Raw genomic sequence first — 16,863 nt, 5'->3', positions numbered from 1 at the left:
AAACTGACAACCTTCTACATTTTCTGAAATTTCCAGTTCGAGGTTTGACAGAGGCAAGGAATTATGTTAAAAAAAGCTATAGCATATTTTATATTTAAAGCTGTGAAGGGAATCAACTGTAGTTCTTCTATCCCTGTTTGTAGAGAGTCAGCGGTGGTGAAAGCTGATACACATAGAAGAATGAATTACCTCCTGGAGCTTTTTTCTGTGAACTCGTTTGTTAGTAGCGGAAAACGGTTTAAACCGTTATTTTTATTGAGTTGGAGGATATTTCCTCAAGCTGGGTGGTACCGCGTAACTATACGTCCCTGCATTTTTGCAGGGGCGTTTTTATTTTTTTAAGCTAATTGGAGGGATTATTTTGGATTTACTACAGGATTTAACATGGAGGGGCATTATTTATCAGCAAACAGATGAAGAAGGCCTAAAAGATTTATTAAACAAGGAAAGTATTTCGCTTTATTGCGGGGTAGACCCGACTGCCAATAGCTTGCATATTGGGCACTTAGTTGCGTTTTTAACCCTGAGAAGATTTCAGCAGCATGGACATCGCCCTATCGTGTTGGTTGGCGGTGCTACGGGATTAATTGGAGACCCGAGCGGTAAAAGTGAAGAGCGTAAATTGCTAACTTTGGAAACCGTTCAAGAGAATGTTGAAGGCATTAAAAAACAACTTGCCTCTATTTTTGACTTTGATGGTGAAAATGGAGCCACTATGGTTAACAACTATGATTGGGCAGGCTCTATGGATATCGTGACGTTCTTACGTGATATCGGTAAGCATATCGGTGTTAATTACATGCTTGCCAAGGATACGATTGCATCCCGCCTTGAAACCGGTATTTCTTTTACCGAATTTACCTACACCATTCTTCAGGCAATGGACTTTAATCATTTATATGACCACCACAATTGTAAATTGCAAATTGGCGGAAGCGACCAGTGGGGGAATATTACTTCTGGACTGGAATTAATCCGGAAAATGCATAACGAAGAATCGAAGGCGTTTGGTCTAACGATCCCACTGGTTACAAAAGCAGATGGAACCAAATTTGGGAAGACGGAAGGCGGAGCTGTCTGGTTAGATCCAGAAAAGACCACTCCGTACGAGTTCTATCAATTCTGGATTAACACAGCTGATGCAGATGTAGTGAAATACTTGAAGTACTTTACGTTCCTTTCTCAAGAAGATATTGAGAGCCTTGAACAAAGCGTCCAAGAAGAGCCGCATCTTCGTAAAGCTCAAAAAGCATTAGCAGAAGAAATTACCCGTATGATTCACGGAGAAGAATCATTACAGCAGGCGATTAAGATTTCTCAAGCTCTTTTTAGCGGTGAAGTGAAAAACCTTTCTGCGGCAGAAATTAAGCAAGGTTTTAAAGATGTACCTTCCTATGATGCAAACGAAGGTGAAGAGAATTTAGTTGATTTGCTTGTTGCGGCAAAGATTTCTCCTTCCAAGCGTCAGGCACGTGAGGATATTACAAATGGGGCCGTCATGGTAAATGGGGAAAAGGTGACTGACACTGCTTATCTTCTTCAGGAAACAGATCGTATTGAAGGACAGTTTACGATTATTAGAAGAGGTAAGAAGAAATACACGTTAATAAACTATTAAAGACTAGGGCTTTGGGATTCCAAAGCCCATTTTTTATTACAAGGAAAACCATGAGGACATGAGTGCAAAAAGCGGGGAACTATTGTCCGCATGAAGGCCCCATGAGGACACGAAAGCCCGGTAAACGAGGACTCCTTGTCCTCATAAAAAAACAAGGCAAATAAATGAAAAAAACGGATGCCAATTAGCATCCGTTTTTTCATTATAGAGATTAACGAGAGTAGAACTCAACGATAAGTGCTTCGTTAATTTCAGCAGGAAGTTCAGAACGCTCTGGTAAGCGAGTGAAAGTTCCTTCTAATTTGTCAGCATCGAAAGTTAAGAAATCAGGTACAAAATTAGTAACTTCGATCGCTTCTTTAATTACATCAAGGTTACGTGATTTTTCACGAACACCGATTGTTTGTCCAGCAGTTACACGGTATGATGGAATATCTACACGTGAACCATTAACTAAGATATGACCGTGGTTTACTAATTGACGAGCAGCACGACGAGTGCGAGCAAGACCTAAACGGTAAACAACGTTATCTAAACGTGATTCAAGTAATACCATGAAGTTTTCACCGTGGATACCTGATAATTTGCCAGCTTTTTCGAAAAGAGTACGGAATTGGCGCTCATTTACACCATACATATGACGAAGCTTTTGCTTCTCTTGTAATTGTAATCCGTATTCAGAAAGCTTTTTGCGTTGATTAGGACCATGTTGTCCAGGAGCGTAAGGACGCTTTTCTAATTCTTTGCCTGTGCCGCTTAGAGAGATTCCAAGACGACGGGATAATTTCCAGCTTGGGCCGGTATAACGAGCCATGAATGACTCCTCCTTAGTGTTTTTATTTTGGTAAAATAAAAACCGTTATGAGAATCTTTACTAGACATTTTGTTTTCATGCACCTTCGCCCTAGCAGCTAAGGGTTACAAGATGCACCATCAAACTAGTTTGAGGAACAAAATGATACCAATAAAATGAACTCAATAGGCTGCATATATTTTACACAAAGAATATTATATGATTTTTATACATGGTAAGTCAAGTATATTTTTAAACCGACTTAAATGACTCGGAAATGTTCTAGAAAAATTAATATTTTACCTAAAAATATATTCCAAAAGCATCCTGACATTCACTATAATTAGGATACAATGTATTTATTTGGAATTAAAAAAATACAGAAAATAATGATGTAGTCTCTAAAGGGGATTTACTATTGGATACAGAAAAATATAAAAAATTATTTCAAATATCTGAAAAATTTCATTCAACCCTGAATGTGGACAATCTACTAGGGGAAATATTTGTTACACTAAAAGAAATCTTTCCTAATTATTCCTACTACTTACTTCTATCACTTGATGCCTACCATCATAGTGACCTGCCAATCATGGACTTAGAATACGATAGTGAAAATATGAATGTCATTAATGCCTATGAGTCTGGAGAGATTCAATTTGAGAGTTCAGATGTGTCCAAACACGCTGCTCTCTACGCACCTTTAAAAAGTAATTCGAAGATTTATGGTGTGATTCAAGTCATCGCACCGGAAGAGACCAAATTTCCGGAGTATGAGGCAGATTTTATCAGGTCATTGTCAGAGTCCGCGGGCAGTGCCTTGGAAAATGCTAAACTGTATCAGCAAGCGCAAAAAACCATTTCTGACCTGCAATTAATCAATAAAACGTCATACCAATTAAATTCAAACCAGCCGTTAGTCGAAACGATGACCATTATGTCTGAACAAATTAAAAGCTCTTTTGAAGCACAAGAGGTTGGCTTTTTTCTATTCACCAGGGATCAACTAACAGCAAAAGTACTCCCTGGCTCGACAGCATTCTTTTTTACACAACAAGCTCGAATCTACATTGACCATATAAAGGGAAAATTTCAACAGAGTAACGAACCATTATTTATTGGAGATTTGAATCTTCCCCAACATCTTTCACCTGTTTTTCATTCTGTCATGGCGGTTCCGGTAGTTGTCAGCAAGAAGCTGAAAGGATTTGCTATTATTATGCATCGAGAGCCCTACTTCTTCCCGTTTGAGGCGTTTAAATTACTGCAATCCCTGGTCTATCATTCATCTTTGGCCTTAACCAATGCCCTATTAAGAGCTGAACTTGAAAAATTGGTGATTACGGATCATCTTACCAAGCTTCATTCCCGTAAGTTTTTAGATGAAAAAATACAACAATCTATGAAGAAAGATGAGGAAGGCACCTTTATTCTCATTGATATTGATAATTTTAAAGAAATAAATGATACCTATGGCCATCAAATTGGAGATTTGATATTGGTTCAAGTTGCGAATCTCATTAAAGGCAGTATTCGAGAAAGTGATATTGGTGCACGCTGGGGCGGAGAGGAGCTTGCTATTTATTTGCCTAGGGTTTCGTTAGAAACGGGGGTTGCTATTGCCCAAAGGATTGTAAATAAGGTGTCAGAATGCTCAGAACCGCATATTACAGTATCCTGTGGTGTGTCTTACTGGAAAAAGGAACGGAATGACACTTATCAATATTTATTTAAAAGAGCAGATGAAGCATTATACCGGGCAAAAGAAACTGGCAAAAACAAGGTGGTCATCCAAGAGGATGCCAGCATGGCATGTTAGGATGATATTTAATAAAGAAGAGCACAGAATAATTATCTGTGCTCTTCTTATCTAGACTTAACCTAAAAGAAGTTTAAAGATGTTCGACTATTGCAGCTGCCAACTTTTCAAGCTTTTGCTGATCAAGCTCATCGAAGCGATTGACTTCTGGGGAATCGATGTCTAACACTCCAAAAAGTTCCCCGTCTTTCAAGAGCGGAATGACAATCTCAGATCGTGAAGCCGCATCGCAGGCGATATGGCCAGGGAATTGATGAACGTCTTCCACACGAATGGTCTCCATTTTCAAAGCTGACGTTCCACATACGCCCTTCCCGAGAGGAATTCTGACGCAAGCCGGTAATCCTTGAAAAGGACCAAGAACTAGCTCTCCATTAGAATCCATTAAATAAAAACCAACCCAGTTAATGCGGTCGAGAAATTGGTTCAAAAGTGCAGAAGCATTGCTGAGATTAGCGATTTGATTTTTCTCATCATGAAGCAAGGCCTGCATCTGCTTTATGACTAGCTCATAATTCTCTTCGCGAGTTCCTGTATACATTTCGACGTTAAACAAGTAATTTCACCTTTTTCTATAATGAATTATTTATTATTTTATCAAAAAAAGAAGAAAAAGAGAGTACTTTGTCGATATTTTCATAAAGGATTCAGTCATATAATACAGAAATCCTATGTATGGGATACCTAAGGAGGAGAATACATGAAGAAAAATGCAAAGGAAGCAATTGTTCAGGCTGCCATATCGTTGTTTAATTCAAATGGGTATTCAGGTACGTCGGTTAGGGATATTGCCAATTTAGCAAAGGTAAACACCGCTACCATTGCTTACTATTTTAATAATAAGCCTGGACTATTAGAATACTGCTTCATGCATTTTTTTGAACAATATATCAATAAGATAGAAGAAGCGTATCTCTCCATCGACCGTGGTGCTAAAGAATGTTTAAAGAAGATTGTCGCAGATTTACTTCATTATCAATGTGAAAATAGTCAACTTGCCAGTTTTGTCTATCGGGAAATGTCGATGGATTCTCAAGTAGTAAGGGAAATCATGTCAACATATTCCTTAAAAGAAAAATATTATTTGCAAAAGATCATGGAAAGAGGCTTTGAATGGCAGGAATTTCGGCCGCATTCAATTCCTTACTTAATTATTCAATTAAAGAGTTTGTTAATGATGCCATTTATGAATACACAATATATGCGAGAAGTTTTATATATTTTCCCAAATGAGCCATTTTTTGAACAAAAGTATTTAAAGGAACTATACGCTTGGATTGATAAAACGTTAAGCTATGAAGGTCCAGTAATGAAGGGGGCATTGATTAAATAGCGGTAATCGCTATTTTTTTTATTGTATTTTACAAAAAAATTGAAATTAATAGTCAAAAAATGTCGTTAACATGGTATCATAATAGCATTGAATAGGAATAGGAATAAATTTTTTTAATATAGATGAATTCGAATATGTTGTTTGATATAGGAGGCTTACTTGTGAAGTATTTCATTGGATTTTTCATCCTGCTACTAGCCTTGTTTGTATGGGGGTATTTAATAAAGAAAAAATACTTTAAAGAAATGGATCGGCTCGAGGCATGGAAAATTGATTTATTAGATCGGCCAATACTGGATGAAATGTCGAAGGTAAAGCAATTGAATATGACAGGCCAAACAGAGGAGCTGTTTGAACGCTGGCGGAATCAATGGGATGATGTAGTAACCGTGAAGCTCCCTGATTTAGAAGAAATGCTTTTTGATGCGGAAGAATATATTGATCGGTACCGCTTTAAAAAGGCAAAAGAGGTACAACAAGCCATTCATACCAAATTGGAGGAAACGGAAAATCAAATTAAGAATATATTGGATGAACTCCATGAGCTTGTTGGCAGTGAGGAAAAAAACAGAGTAGAAATTGAAGAATTAAAAGAAAAATACCGTGAAGCAAAAAAGAGGCTGCTTGCTCACCGGCACAGCTTTGGCAAAGCGGAAAAACATCTAGAACTGCTGTTAAACGAAGTAGCACATCATTATAAAGAATATGATGAGAAAACGGAACTCGGAAATTATTTAGAAGCTCGTGAAGTCGTTTTACTTATACATAATCAGCTTGGAAAAATCAAACACCATATGGATTTAATCCCCCAAATGTTAATAGAATGTCAGTCACTACTTCCCAATCTGTTATCCGATTGTTTAGAAGGACATCGTGAAATGATCGGTCAGGATTACTACTTAGACCATATCAATGTAGAACAAGAAGTGAAACGTTTGGAAGAGAAGCTTGCTGAAAATTTAGTGCTGATTGAAACAGCAGAAATTGATCAGGCAGAGGAAGGGATTAAAGAAATAAAGGACCGAATCGATGTCCTATTGGATCTTTTGGAAAAAGAAGTTCATGCGAAACATTTCGTGATTAAAAATGAAAAAACAGCCTATGAGCTATTAGCTTCTGCTCAAAAAGAGAATAAGGAGCTGTCAAATGAGGTGTTTGCGGTTCAACAAAGCTATCAATTATCGGACAGCGATTTTGAGACACAAAGGCAGCTTGAAAAAGAACTTTCCACTGTATATAAGCATTATGAGATATTGGTTGAAAAATTGAAGATGAATGGAACAGCACAATCGGCACTTAGCGAAGAACTGAATTCGATTAAAGAACAGCTAGAAGTCATTCGTGAAGGACAGCAGGCCTTTGCCTTAAAACTTCAAGCTTTACGAAAAGATGAAAACGAAGCGCGGGAAAAGGTTATGGAATTAACAAAAAAGGTGGGCGAGACCATCAGAATTGTGAAGAAAAACAATGTCCCTGGTTTGCCTGCAGATTACAAATTTCTTTTTGAAGATACAAACGACAGTATTCAAAACGTTCGTTATCAGCTTGAAGAAAAGCCGCTCAATGTATCAGCGCTTAATCAATACCTAGAGGTGGCTGTATTAACGGTTGAAAAGCTTGTAACCACTACTTATGAGCTAATTGAAAATGTTACATTAGCCGAAAAAGCCATTCAATATGGAAATCGTTACCGCAGCAAGTACCCATCTGTCGCTAAAGGATTAGCAGATGCGGAAGATGCTTTTAGGCATTATGAGTATCAGGAAGCATTAGAGCAGGTAGCGGCCTCCCTTCAAGGAATTGACCCGGAAGCATTGAAGAAAATAAAAGCAGCGAGTGTAACCCATTAGGTTCGTAAAGAAACCGATTCAGCCGTACGGCTTGAATCGGTTTTTTCTTTTTCAAACGATCCTAAATATGATAAGATTTATTTTTGTTAAGTGTCTGGGAGGGGGAGGAGATCACATCATGATTTATTTTGATAATAGTGCAACAACTAAACCATATAAAGAAGTTTTAGATTCCTTTACGATAGTTTCCAGTGAATATTTTGGAAATCCTTCCTCCTTGCATCGTATAGGAGGGCAGGCAGAGAAACTGCTGACTCAGGCAAGAGATCAGGTGGCGAAGTTATTAAAAGTAAAACCCACTGAAATTTATTTTACGTCTGGCGGGACAGAGAGTAATAATATGGCGATTAAAGGGGCAGCTCTGTTGAATCGAAATAAAGGGCGCCATATCATTACGTCAAGTATCGAGCATGCGTCTGTTTTGGCAGTAATGGAGCAGCTTGCCGGGGAAGGCTTTGACATTACGTATTTACCAGTGGACCGAAATGGAAGAGTCTCGGTGGAGGATGTAGAAAGAGCAATCCGCAAAGAAACCATATTGGTTTCGATCATGCAGGTAAATAATGAAGTTGGGTCAATACAGCCAATCGCTAAAATAGGAGAGATGTTAAAAAAATATCCAACCATTTTATTTCACGTTGATGCCATCCAGGCAATCGGAAAAGTGCCTTTATCCATAAATCAAAACAGGGTTGATTTCTGCTCATTATCCGCACATAAATTCCATGGCCTAAAAGGGACAGGTGTATTATTTGTTCGTGAGGGTACTAGACTAACACCTTTATTATCTGGGGGCAATCAAGAGCAAAAGCTGCGCAGCGGCACGGAAAATGTTGCGGGGTTCGTGGCGATGGCAAAGGCCCTAAGGATGACAGTGGGAAAAAGTGCGGATGGGATAGCGGCCATGATAAAAATCCAGGACATGCTTAGGAAAGGTTTAAACGAAATCGAAGGTGTGAAGGTTCATACACCACTAGAAGGAGCGGCACCACATATTTTAAATTTTTCCCTTGAAGGAACAAAATCGGAAGTATTTATTCATGCTCTTGAACAGGAAGGTATTTTTGTATCGACCACAAGTGCCTGTTCATCCAAGCGCAAATCACCAAGTAAAACATTGATCGCCATGGGGGTTCCGGAACAATTAGCCGATAGCTCGATTCGAATCAGTCTCAGTTTTGATAACACAGAAGAAGAGGCTATTGATGTTATTCATTCGATAAAGAAATATGCAAACCAATTACGAAAGGTTAGGAAATAAATGAATTATGACCGTATTTTAATACGTTATGGAGAAATATCCACAAAAGGGCGTAACCGCCATAAGTTTGTTGAGAAACTTAGAAAAAGCGTAAAATTGGCCTTGGCCTCTTTTCCAACTAGTAAAATAGAGGCCAGTCGGGATCGGATGTATGTTTTAATAAACGGAGAAAATGGGACGGAAATAATTGAGAAACTAAAGCACATATTTGGGATTCAATCCTTTAGTCCGGCCATTAAAGTGGAAAGAAATGTTGAGGCACTAAAAGATTCAGCATTAGAGTTTGTTAGGGCACATTATAAGGACGGACAAACTTTCAAGGTAACCCCAAAACGTTCAGATAAAACTTTCGAGTTAAATACAGATGGAATCAATCGGACAATTGGCGGCTATATACTCCAGAATATCCCCGGCCTGCGTGTAGATGTAAAAAATCCGGATATTAATTTACGGATTGAAGTTAGAGAAGACGCGATTTATTTATCATGTGAAAATATACCGGGTGCTGGCGGCATGCCGATTGGCTCGAACGGAAAAGCCATGCTTATGTTGTCAGGAGGAATTGACAGCCCTGTCGCGGGGTATATGGCAATGAAACGGGGATTAGAAATTGAAGCAGTCCATTTCTTTAGCCCGCCCTATACAAGTGAAAGAGCCAAAGAAAAGGTAATAGATCTTACGAAAAAGCTGGGCGAAATTTATGGAAGCACGATCAAGCTTCATATTGTGCCGTTTACCGACATCCAACAAGCTATTCACGAACAAATACCGGAAAACTATACCATGACCTCAACACGGAGAATGATGCTTCGCATTGCCGATAGGATCCGGATGAAACAAGAAGGGCTTGCAATTATAACTGGTGAAAGTCTTGGTCAGGTAGCGAGCCAAACATTAGAAAGCATGTATACGATTAATGAGGTAACCAATACCCCTATTCTTCGTCCATTGATTACGATGGACAAAACAGATATAATCAAAATCGCGCACGAAATAGATACTCTCGAGATTTCCAATCGGCCTTATGAGGATTGCTGTACCATCTTTGTTCCTGCCTCTCCTAAAACAAAGCCGCGTCGAGAGAAAGTACAGTATTATGAAAGCTTTTTTGATTTTACTTCTTTAATGGAAGAAGCGGTTCAAGCGGTTGAAACACTTGTCATTTCACCTGATGACCAACCATCAGAATTTAATTCATTATTTTAACAAGCAAAATATGAATTTTTTGTGAACAATTACCAATTGGATTATAGAATGAACTTTACAGTTTCTACACATTCTATACTCACAAGGAGGTGATATCACATGGCAAGCAACAACTCAAACAACTTACTAGTTCCTGGTGTTGAACAAGCTCTTGATCAAATGAAATATGAAATTGCTCAAGAATTTGGTGTAAATCTTGGTGCTGACACTACTTCACGTGCTAACGGTTCTGTTGGTGGTGAAATCACTAAGCGTTTAGTATCTATGGCTGAACAACAATTAGGCGGCGGATTTTCTCGTTAATCAAATTGAATAAGATGGCTACAGAGGGTGTGGAGGTTTACCTCCCACCCTCTTTTATATTTATCATAATTTGCAAGACCTGGAATCGATTGGGATTCAAAAAGGTCTTCTATATTCCCATTTTCGAGGTATAATAAAGAGTATTTCGAAATTAGAAACATTAAGGGAGAAGAAAGATGAAAAAAACGGATACAAAAAAGGGAGCGCTTCATGCCGGCTTTTCGTATTTCCTTTGGGGATTACTGCCGATTTATTGGAAATTCTTAGATAAGGTAAATGCACAGGAAATTCTAACAAACCGGATTTTTTGGTCATTTATTTTTATGGTAGTTGTTCTAGTTATCACAAAAAAATGGAGTTTATTTGTTACTACATTGAAAGGATTTGCGGAAAATAAAAAACAGATGTATTTCCTAACCATTGCCTCTTTACTCATTAGTGTTAATTGGTTTGTTTACATTTGGGCAGTTAATAGCGGTCATATGATTGAGGCAAGTCTTGGCTACTACATTAATCCACTTATTAGTATCTTATTAGGGATGATTGTCCTTAAAGAAAAATTAACAGTTGCGCAGCTTGTATCTTTTCTATTAGCAGCAATTGGGGTAATTATCATAACCGTTTCTCACGGTGTCTTTCCGTGGATTGCGATTTCTTTGGCGTTATCATTTGGCTTGTACGGACTGGCTAAGAAAGTGATTCATGTAGAATCGTCGGTTGGTTTAACATTAGAAACCATGGTGCTGGCACCCATTGCTGTTATTTATATGATTTACTTATTTCTACATGGGACGAATTCTTTATTTATCTCCGGTTGGAGAACGGATTTATTATTAATGGGTGCAGGTGCCGTTACGGCAATACCACTGCTTTATTTTGCAAAAGGCGCTCAAAAAATCCCACTTTCTTTACTTGGCTTCCTGCAATATATTTCACCAACATTAACCTTGATCCTGGGTGTTTTTGTTTATCAAGAGCATTTTTCTAAAATACAATTACTATCCTTTATATTTATTTGGGCAGCGCTTGTCATCTATTCACTTTCAAAAACAAAACTGTTTACTAAAAGAAAAGTTAAGATATCAAATGAAAAAACAGCTGCTCTTTAATTTAAAAACCCTTATCCGATGGCGGATAAGGGTTTTTTTATAGAAAGGTTCGCTTAACTTTATTCCAAAAAGCGTTATCTTTTAATTTTAAGGTTTTTATTTTGTTATCACTAATTTTGATTTGAATGGATTCAACATGACGGATACTTAAGGCCTCGTTATCCATCCCCATGGTAGGGTGGTCATTCCCTTCCTGAATAATTCTCAGGGTAAGTGTGCGTTCACTTCCAACAATAAAGGAAGCACCAAGTGTTCGATATTGATTTGTATTAACAGATGCCACCTCACTAACCTGCATACAAGAGAGCAGCGGGTCCACAATCGAGCCGCTAACTGATTTATTATAGGCGGTGCTGCCTGTTGGGGTAGCGACAATTAATCCATCACCTCGAAACGTTTCAAGATGCAGCTGATCAATAAATACGTCTATCACAAGTGTTTTAATAATAGATGATCTGATGCTAAATTCATTCAAACAACGGAATGTACTTTGACCATCGACTGTTACCTCAATGGTAGGATAACGGCGGACCTTTAATTGTTCATTCATGGTAATCGCCTCAATCATTTTTGAGGTATCATTAATGCGGAAATCACAATACATACTCAAACTATCCAGGACTGAAATCCCCATATAAAGGCAATCTTCCCTGAAACCAGTTTTTCTTACCGCTTGTAAGAATGTTCCATCGTCACCTACACTGGCAATAATGTTAGCTTTACGGTAATCATCCACAATCGTAAAATCGTAACGTTTCGCTAGTTCTAGCAGGGGTGCCATTTTCAAAAGTAAATCCGCATCCCGTTTGTGATATACATAAATATTTCGTCTGGTCTCCATTTTCAGTCCCCCTGTAAGATGATGAAGATGTCATTTCATGCTGAAAAATAAAACCTCTGAATTTAGTTTAGCATTTTTTAGAAATAATATAAAAGCAGGACTAACCTATCAATATCGTATGGCAGGTTTATTTTTTAGATAAAAGCAAATAATAATGGGCTGAAAGGATGTGAGAAAATGTTTTGGCTTCTTCTCTCTCTTATGATCTTATTGTTCTTATTTCTATTAATTATTTTTACAAAGTTGACGATCTATGTTTATTATACCCATCTAAACGATAATGACGATTTAAAGATAGAGTTACGAGTATTGTTTGGTTTAATCAAATACAAAATAAAAGTACCTGAAATTAAAGTGGATGATGATTCCCCAAGTATTGTTTTGAAAAGCAAATCCCAAATGGGAGACACCGCTGATGAAGACACTGAACCGGATGTAACTCAATTAACCCAGCAAGATTTTTTAAGTAAACTCCAAAGAACAAAACATATCCTGCATAAGGTTTTCGGTTTGAGTGTAATAGTCAAAAAGTTTTTACAAAAGGTCACGATTAAAAATTTTGAGTGGCAAACCTTACTGGGGGTTGGTGACGCCGCTCATACGGGGATGATGACTGGTGCCTTATGGGCTGTTAAAGGAGGCATTGTAGGACTTCTCAGCCATTATATGAGGTTGAAAGAAATGCCGCAATTAACGGTTACCCCCCATTTTCAGGCGACTGTAATCCATACACAGTTAACATGTATGTTTCAGTTTCGAATCGGGTATGCTATTCTCGCAGGATTAAAACTGATTAGATTCTGGAGGGGCGGGAAACCGAACCTAAAAGGCAGTACAAATCATCGAGATGAAAAAACTAAATCCGTTTCATAGAGGAGGAAATAACCATGTCTGACCATCCAATTCAAGGTTTGATGACGACTGCAATGGAAAGTTTAAAAGAAATGATTGATGTAAATACGATTATAGGTGATCCGGTAGAAACCCCAGACGGAAGTGTTATTTTAACAGTATCAAAGGTTGGATTTGGATTTGCTGCAGGGGGTAGTGAGTTTAAACTCGAAAGTGGTCAAAAAGAAGGACAGCCTCAACTTCCATTTGGCGGAGGAAGCGGTGGCGGTGTGTCTATTACTCCTATCGCTTTTTTAATCGTAAATTCTCAAGGTGTAAAAATGCTTCATTTAGACGAAAGCACTCATTTATACGAGAAGATCTTGGAGCTTGCCCCGCAGGCTGTCGATAAAATACAGCAAATGTTCTCGAAAAAAAATGAGGGAAAACAACAGCAATCCCAACAGCAGCCACAACAGCAATCTCAGCAGCAGCAGCCTAAAGTCGATTTAGAATTATAAGTAAGAAAGTTAATCTTCCAAGATTTTTGGAAGGTTAACTTTTTCTTTTGTGATTTCCACCCCTCATTATACCTTTACTCTATTAATTAAAATTCCCTAGTTCAAATAATTGCAAAAATAGTTTTGAACAGATATATTTACACTGTACATAATTAAAGTCTAATTGTTTTTTAGCAAATGGCTTTAATACGACAAAGGAGGATGAATGAGTATGGCAAACGTTACATTTAAAGGAAATGCAATTACGCTGCTTGGCAATGAGGTGAAAGTTGGCGACAAGGCTCCAAATTTCACTGTTCTTGCCAATGACTTATCAGAAGTGACTCTTGAAAATACGAAGGGGCAAGTTCGCTTAATTTCATCTGTACCATCTTTAGATACAGGTGTTTGTGATGCAGAAACACGCCGTTTCAATGAAGAAGCTAACTCTTTAGGAAATGTTAAAATCTTAACAGTAAGCGTTGACTTACCATTTGCACAAAAGCGTTGGTGTGCCGCTGCTGGAATTGAAAATGTTCAAACTCTTTCTGACCACCGAGACCTCTCTTTTGGTGAAGCGTATGGGGTGGCTATCCAGGAGCTAAGACTTTTAGCGCGTGCCGTATTTGTAGTAGATTCAAGCGATACGGTTGTATATGTTGAGTATGTAAGTGAAGCAACAAACCATCCAAACTACGAAGCAGCACTTGAAGCCGCTAGAAACGCAAAATAAACAGAAAAGCGGAAGCGCCTTGACCAGCCCCGACAAGCACTGGAGGGCCTGACGGTGAAGTCGTTCTTTGACTTCATCGGCAGGACCGAAGTGACCTCGAGGGACTAGGCGCTGGAGCTGGACAGCTTGAAAAGTAATTAAATTTGTCATTCTGAAAAGGGCCTCGTGAAATTGCGAGGTCTTTTTACTTGTTTAAAAAATACATACTCGTATAGAATGAATAAGGAAATTTAGTAATGGAGGGAAACAATGAACATTTCTCCAATAGAAGAGTTATTTACATTATTTAACGAAACGGCCCTTATTTTACAAGAGGAACTAGCTTGCAGTTATCTTGAAGCACTTGCTGATACGGGTGAAAATCTATTCCAAGGAGCTATTTTGCAGGAAGAGTTAAGTGAACTAACCGTCAAGCGGCTAAAGAAACAATACAGTGAACTGAGTTTGGACAACTTTTCCAATGAAGACCTTCGCAAAGCCTTTCAGTTAGTGATTCTAAAAGGTATGAAGGAAAATGTACAGCCAAATCATCAAATGACTCCCGATTCTGTGGGAATGCTCGTCGGATATTTAGTTGAAAAATTTATGCAGAAACCATCCTTCCGTCTTCTTGATCCAGCTGTGGGAACAGGAAATCTTTTAACAACGGTAATGAATCATTCGCGTAAACAAATCACCGCGATTGGTGTAGAAATTGACGATATTCTAATCAAGCTCGCCTATGTGAATGCAAACTTGCAGGGGCATCCGATTCAATTCTTTAACCAAGACAGCTTAGAATCTTTATTTATTGACCCAGTCGATGGAGTAATCGCTGATTTACCTGTTGGCTACTATCCGAATGATATCAGGGCGGCCGATTATCAATTAAAAGCGGATACGGGCCATACTTATTCCCATCACTTGTTTATTGAACAAGGTGTCCGTCATACGAATGCAGGGGGATATCTGTTCTTCTTGGTTCCTAATGGACTATTTGAAAGTGAGCAGGCACCGCAGCTTCACGAATACATAAAGGATCATGTGTATATCCAAGGCCTGCTGCAATTGCCAACCAGTATATTTAAAAATAAGAGTTCGGCGAAAAGTATTTTGATTTTACAAAAAAAGGGCGAAACTATTCAGCCCCCTAAGCAAGCATTGCTGGTAAATTTACCTAGCCTTTCAAATGCGTATGAGATGGATAACATCCTCACAAAGATGGAAAAGTGGTTTCAAGAAAATAAAGGATAAAGCAGGTGAAATTCACCTCTTTATCCTTTATTTTGTTTTCTTGGAATTAAGAAATTTGTGAATATATGAACATTTGTAATGTAATCGGTATCAAATGATTTATTCCTTGTAATGTCTTACCTAGAGTGATTAAATGAAAAATTGAGGGAAATAAACAGGGTCGGTTTGCGCAAAATAAAGGTGTATTAAAACAAAATTTACTTCAAGTCGATGTTGTTATATAAAAGGAGCGTTCTGAAAAATGGCAAAAGTTATTGCAATCAATGCAGGCAGTTCTTCGTTGAAGTTTCAGTTATTCGAAATGCCTAGCGAAGAAGTAATTACAAAAGGACTAATTGAAAGAATTGGTCTGAATGATTCAATTTTTAATATAACGGTTAATGGAGAAAAAATCGAAGAAGTCATAGATATTCCCGATCATGATGTCGCCGTTAAGATGCTATTGGATAAATTGACCTCATTAGGTATTATCAAGTCTCTTAATGAAATTGAAGGAATTGGGCACCGCGTCGTTCACGGAGGAGAAACTTTTAACGATTCAGCGTTAATTACGGATGAAGTTTTAGCTAAAATTGAAGAGTTATCAGAATTAGCTCCATTGCATAATCCAGCAAATGCTACTGGTATTAAAGCATTCAAACAAGTTCTTCCTAATGTACCGGCAGTTGCAGTGTTCGATACAGCATTTCATCAAACAATGCCTGAGAGCTCTTTCCTATATAGCTTGCCATATGAATACTATAAAAAGTATGGAATTCGTAAATATGGCTTCCATGGCACAAGCCACAAATATGTGTCCCAGCGTGCGGCAGAATTATTAGGGCGCCCGATTGAACAGCTTCGTTTACTCTCCTGTCACCTAGGAAATGGAGCAAGTATCGCTGCGATTGAAGGCGGTAAGTCCATCGACACATCTATGGGATTCACGCCTCTGGCAGGGGTAACAATGGGGACACGTTCAGGGAATATTGACCCAGCGCTTATTCCTTATATCATGGAGAAAACCAATAAAACAGCTGAAGAAGTGCTTGATGTGTTAAATAAAAAGAGTGGTATGTTAGCTGTTTCTGGTTTTTCAAGTGATCTTCGGGATATTATTGGCGAAGCTGACAAAGGAAATGAGCGTGCAGAGCTTGCATTGGATGTGTTTGCTAATCGTATTCATAAATATATCGGTTCCTATGCTGCTCGGATGTATGGCGTAGATGCGATTATTTTCACTGCCGGTATTGGTGAAAATAGTGACCCAATTAGAGAACGTATTTTAAAAGGCTTAGAATTTATGGGTGTATATTGGGATCCTGCTTTAAACAAGGTAAGAGGAGAGGAAGCATTTATCAACTATCCTCATTCCCCAGTTAAAGTAATCATCATACCTACAAATGAAGAGGTTATGATTGCCCGTGACGTTGTTCGTTTAACACATTAAGGTT

16 protein-coding genes and 1 other annotated feature are annotated in these 16,863 nt (G+C 38.3%); of the genes, 13 read left to right on the top strand and 3 right to left on the bottom strand.

Going from position 1 to position 16,863, the window contains the following annotated elements:
• Positions 1-93: 93 nt before the first annotated feature.
• Positions 94-313 (top strand) — a binding site (T-box leader).
• Between the two features lie 48 nt (positions 314-361).
• Positions 362-1,618 carry a tyrosine--tRNA ligase gene (tyrS, locus tag J7E81_RS17185; protein WP_215044147.1) on the top strand — a complete coding sequence of 419 codons (1,257 nt, stop codon included), beginning with the start codon at positions 362-364 and terminating at the stop codon, positions 1,616-1,618.
• 211 nt (positions 1,619-1,829) lie between these two features.
• Here the strand turns inward: tyrS and rpsD are convergent, their stop codons facing one another.
• On the bottom strand, positions 1,830-2,432 hold the full coding sequence (gene rpsD / locus J7E81_RS17180) for a 30S ribosomal protein S4 (RefSeq protein WP_215044145.1): 603 nt from the start codon (positions 2,430-2,432) through the stop codon (positions 1,830-1,832).
• A 397-nt stretch (positions 2,433-2,829) separates the two neighbouring features.
• Between rpsD and J7E81_RS17175 the strand changes: the two genes are divergently transcribed.
• Positions 2,830-4,230 carry a sensor domain-containing diguanylate cyclase gene (locus J7E81_RS17175; RefSeq protein WP_215044143.1) on the top strand — a complete coding sequence of 467 codons (1,401 nt, stop codon included), beginning with the start codon at positions 2,830-2,832 and terminating at the stop codon, positions 4,228-4,230.
• Positions 4,231-4,303: 73 nt separating this feature from the next.
• On the opposite strand, the gene J7E81_RS17170 is transcribed toward J7E81_RS17175, so the two are convergent.
• Positions 4,304-4,786 (bottom strand): GAF domain-containing protein, encoded by a 483-nt coding sequence (locus J7E81_RS17170; protein ID WP_285292022.1) that lies wholly within the window; start codon positions 4,784-4,786, stop codon positions 4,304-4,306.
• 144 nt (positions 4,787-4,930) lie between these two features.
• Here J7E81_RS17170 and refZ point away from each other — a divergent pair, with 144 nt between their 5' ends.
• From refZ to rarD, 6 genes are all read left to right on the top strand, one after another.
• The gene (gene refZ / locus J7E81_RS17165; protein ID WP_215044141.1) at positions 4,931-5,563 is read left to right on the top strand and encodes a forespore capture DNA-binding protein RefZ; all 633 of its coding nucleotides are present in this window, start codon (positions 4,931-4,933) and stop codon (positions 5,561-5,563) included.
• A gap of 161 nt (positions 5,564-5,724) precedes the next feature.
• A complete protein-coding gene (gene ezrA, locus J7E81_RS17160) occupies positions 5,725-7,413 on the top strand; it encodes a septation ring formation regulator EzrA (RefSeq protein WP_215044139.1) in 1,689 nt (562 codons plus the stop codon).
• Between the two features lie 118 nt (positions 7,414-7,531).
• The gene (locus J7E81_RS17155) at positions 7,532-8,674 is read left to right on the top strand and encodes a cysteine desulfurase family protein (protein ID WP_215044137.1); all 1,143 of its coding nucleotides are present in this window, start codon (positions 7,532-7,534) and stop codon (positions 8,672-8,674) included.
• The gene (thiI, locus tag J7E81_RS17150; RefSeq protein ID WP_215044135.1) at positions 8,675-9,880 is read left to right on the top strand and encodes a tRNA uracil 4-sulfurtransferase ThiI; all 1,206 of its coding nucleotides are present in this window, start codon (positions 8,675-8,677) and stop codon (positions 9,878-9,880) included.
• Positions 9,881-9,979: 99 nt separating this feature from the next.
• Complete coding sequence (locus J7E81_RS17145; protein ID WP_098532038.1) at positions 9,980-10,183, top strand: alpha/beta-type small acid-soluble spore protein; 204 nt, start codon at positions 9,980-9,982, stop codon at positions 10,181-10,183.
• Positions 10,184-10,359: 176 nt separating this feature from the next.
• Positions 10,360-11,292, top strand: coding sequence for an EamA family transporter RarD (gene rarD / locus J7E81_RS17140; protein WP_215044133.1), 933 nt, complete (start codon positions 10,360-10,362; stop codon positions 11,290-11,292).
• Positions 11,293-11,329: 37 nt separating this feature from the next.
• On the opposite strand, the gene J7E81_RS17135 is transcribed toward rarD, so the two are convergent.
• Positions 11,330-12,133: an NAD kinase gene (locus J7E81_RS17135; RefSeq protein ID WP_215044131.1), complete on the bottom strand. Its 804-nt coding sequence runs from the start codon at positions 12,131-12,133 to the stop codon at positions 11,330-11,332.
• A 177-nt stretch (positions 12,134-12,310) separates the two neighbouring features.
• Here J7E81_RS17135 and J7E81_RS17130 point away from each other — a divergent pair, with 177 nt between their 5' ends.
• The 5 genes from J7E81_RS17130 (at position 12,311) to J7E81_RS17110 (ending at position 16,859) form a co-directional block, all read left to right on the top strand.
• Entirely contained in the window at positions 12,311-13,006 is a 696-nt protein-coding gene (locus J7E81_RS17130) for a DUF2953 domain-containing protein (RefSeq protein WP_215044129.1), read from the top strand.
• 14 nt (positions 13,007-13,020) lie between these two features.
• Positions 13,021-13,485 carry a GerW family sporulation protein gene (gene ytfJ / locus J7E81_RS17125; RefSeq protein ID WP_215044127.1) on the top strand — a complete coding sequence of 155 codons (465 nt, stop codon included), beginning with the start codon at positions 13,021-13,023 and terminating at the stop codon, positions 13,483-13,485.
• Positions 13,486-13,696: 211 nt separating this feature from the next.
• Positions 13,697-14,197, top strand: a complete 501-nt coding sequence (gene tpx / locus J7E81_RS17120; protein WP_215044125.1) for a thiol peroxidase — start codon at positions 13,697-13,699, stop codon at positions 14,195-14,197.
• A 249-nt stretch (positions 14,198-14,446) separates the two neighbouring features.
• Positions 14,447-15,430, top strand: a complete 984-nt coding sequence (locus J7E81_RS17115) for a class I SAM-dependent methyltransferase (RefSeq protein WP_215044123.1) — start codon at positions 14,447-14,449, stop codon at positions 15,428-15,430.
• A 241-nt stretch (positions 15,431-15,671) separates the two neighbouring features.
• Positions 15,672-16,859, top strand: a complete 1,188-nt coding sequence (locus J7E81_RS17110; RefSeq protein ID WP_215044121.1) for an acetate kinase — start codon at positions 15,672-15,674, stop codon at positions 16,857-16,859.
• Positions 16,860-16,863 lie beyond the last annotated feature (4 nt).

The organism is Bacillus sp. ISL-18, from assembly GCF_018613415.1.
GTDB lineage: Bacteria > Bacillota > Bacilli > Bacillales > Cytobacillaceae > Neobacillus.
The sequence above is the reverse complement of the archived record's forward strand: the minus strand, read 5'-3'. Positions and strand labels throughout refer to the sequence as shown.

Excerpts from the sequence above, each read along its gene's own strand:
- ytfJ (WP_215044127.1), top strand. The coding sequence starts at position 13,021 with ATGTCTGACCATCCAATTCAAGGTTTGATGACGACTGCAATGGAAAGT.
- J7E81_RS17155 (WP_215044137.1), top strand. The coding sequence starts at position 7,532 with ATGATTTATTTTGATAATAGTGCAACAACTAAACCATATAAAGAAGTT.
- tpx (WP_215044125.1), top strand. The coding sequence starts at position 13,697 with ATGGCAAACGTTACATTTAAAGGAAATGCAATTACGCTGCTTGGCAAT.
- rpsD (WP_215044145.1), bottom strand. The coding sequence starts at position 2,432 with ATGGCTCGTTATACCGGCCCAAGCTGGAAATTATCCCGTCGTCTTGGA.
- J7E81_RS17135 (WP_215044131.1), bottom strand. The coding sequence starts at position 12,133 with ATGGAGACCAGACGAAATATTTATGTATATCACAAACGGGATGCGGAT.
- J7E81_RS17110 (WP_215044121.1), top strand. The coding sequence starts at position 15,672 with ATGGCAAAAGTTATTGCAATCAATGCAGGCAGTTCTTCGTTGAAGTTT.
- J7E81_RS17130 (WP_215044129.1), top strand. The coding sequence starts at position 12,311 with ATGTTTTGGCTTCTTCTCTCTCTTATGATCTTATTGTTCTTATTTCTA.
- rarD (WP_215044133.1), top strand. The coding sequence starts at position 10,360 with ATGAAAAAAACGGATACAAAAAAGGGAGCGCTTCATGCCGGCTTTTCG.
- refZ (WP_215044141.1), top strand. The coding sequence starts at position 4,931 with ATGAAGAAAAATGCAAAGGAAGCAATTGTTCAGGCTGCCATATCGTTG.
- J7E81_RS17115 (WP_215044123.1), top strand. The coding sequence starts at position 14,447 with ATGAACATTTCTCCAATAGAAGAGTTATTTACATTATTTAACGAAACG.
- J7E81_RS17145 (WP_098532038.1), top strand. The coding sequence starts at position 9,980 with ATGGCAAGCAACAACTCAAACAACTTACTAGTTCCTGGTGTTGAACAA.
- thiI (WP_215044135.1), top strand. The coding sequence starts at position 8,675 with ATGAATTATGACCGTATTTTAATACGTTATGGAGAAATATCCACAAAA.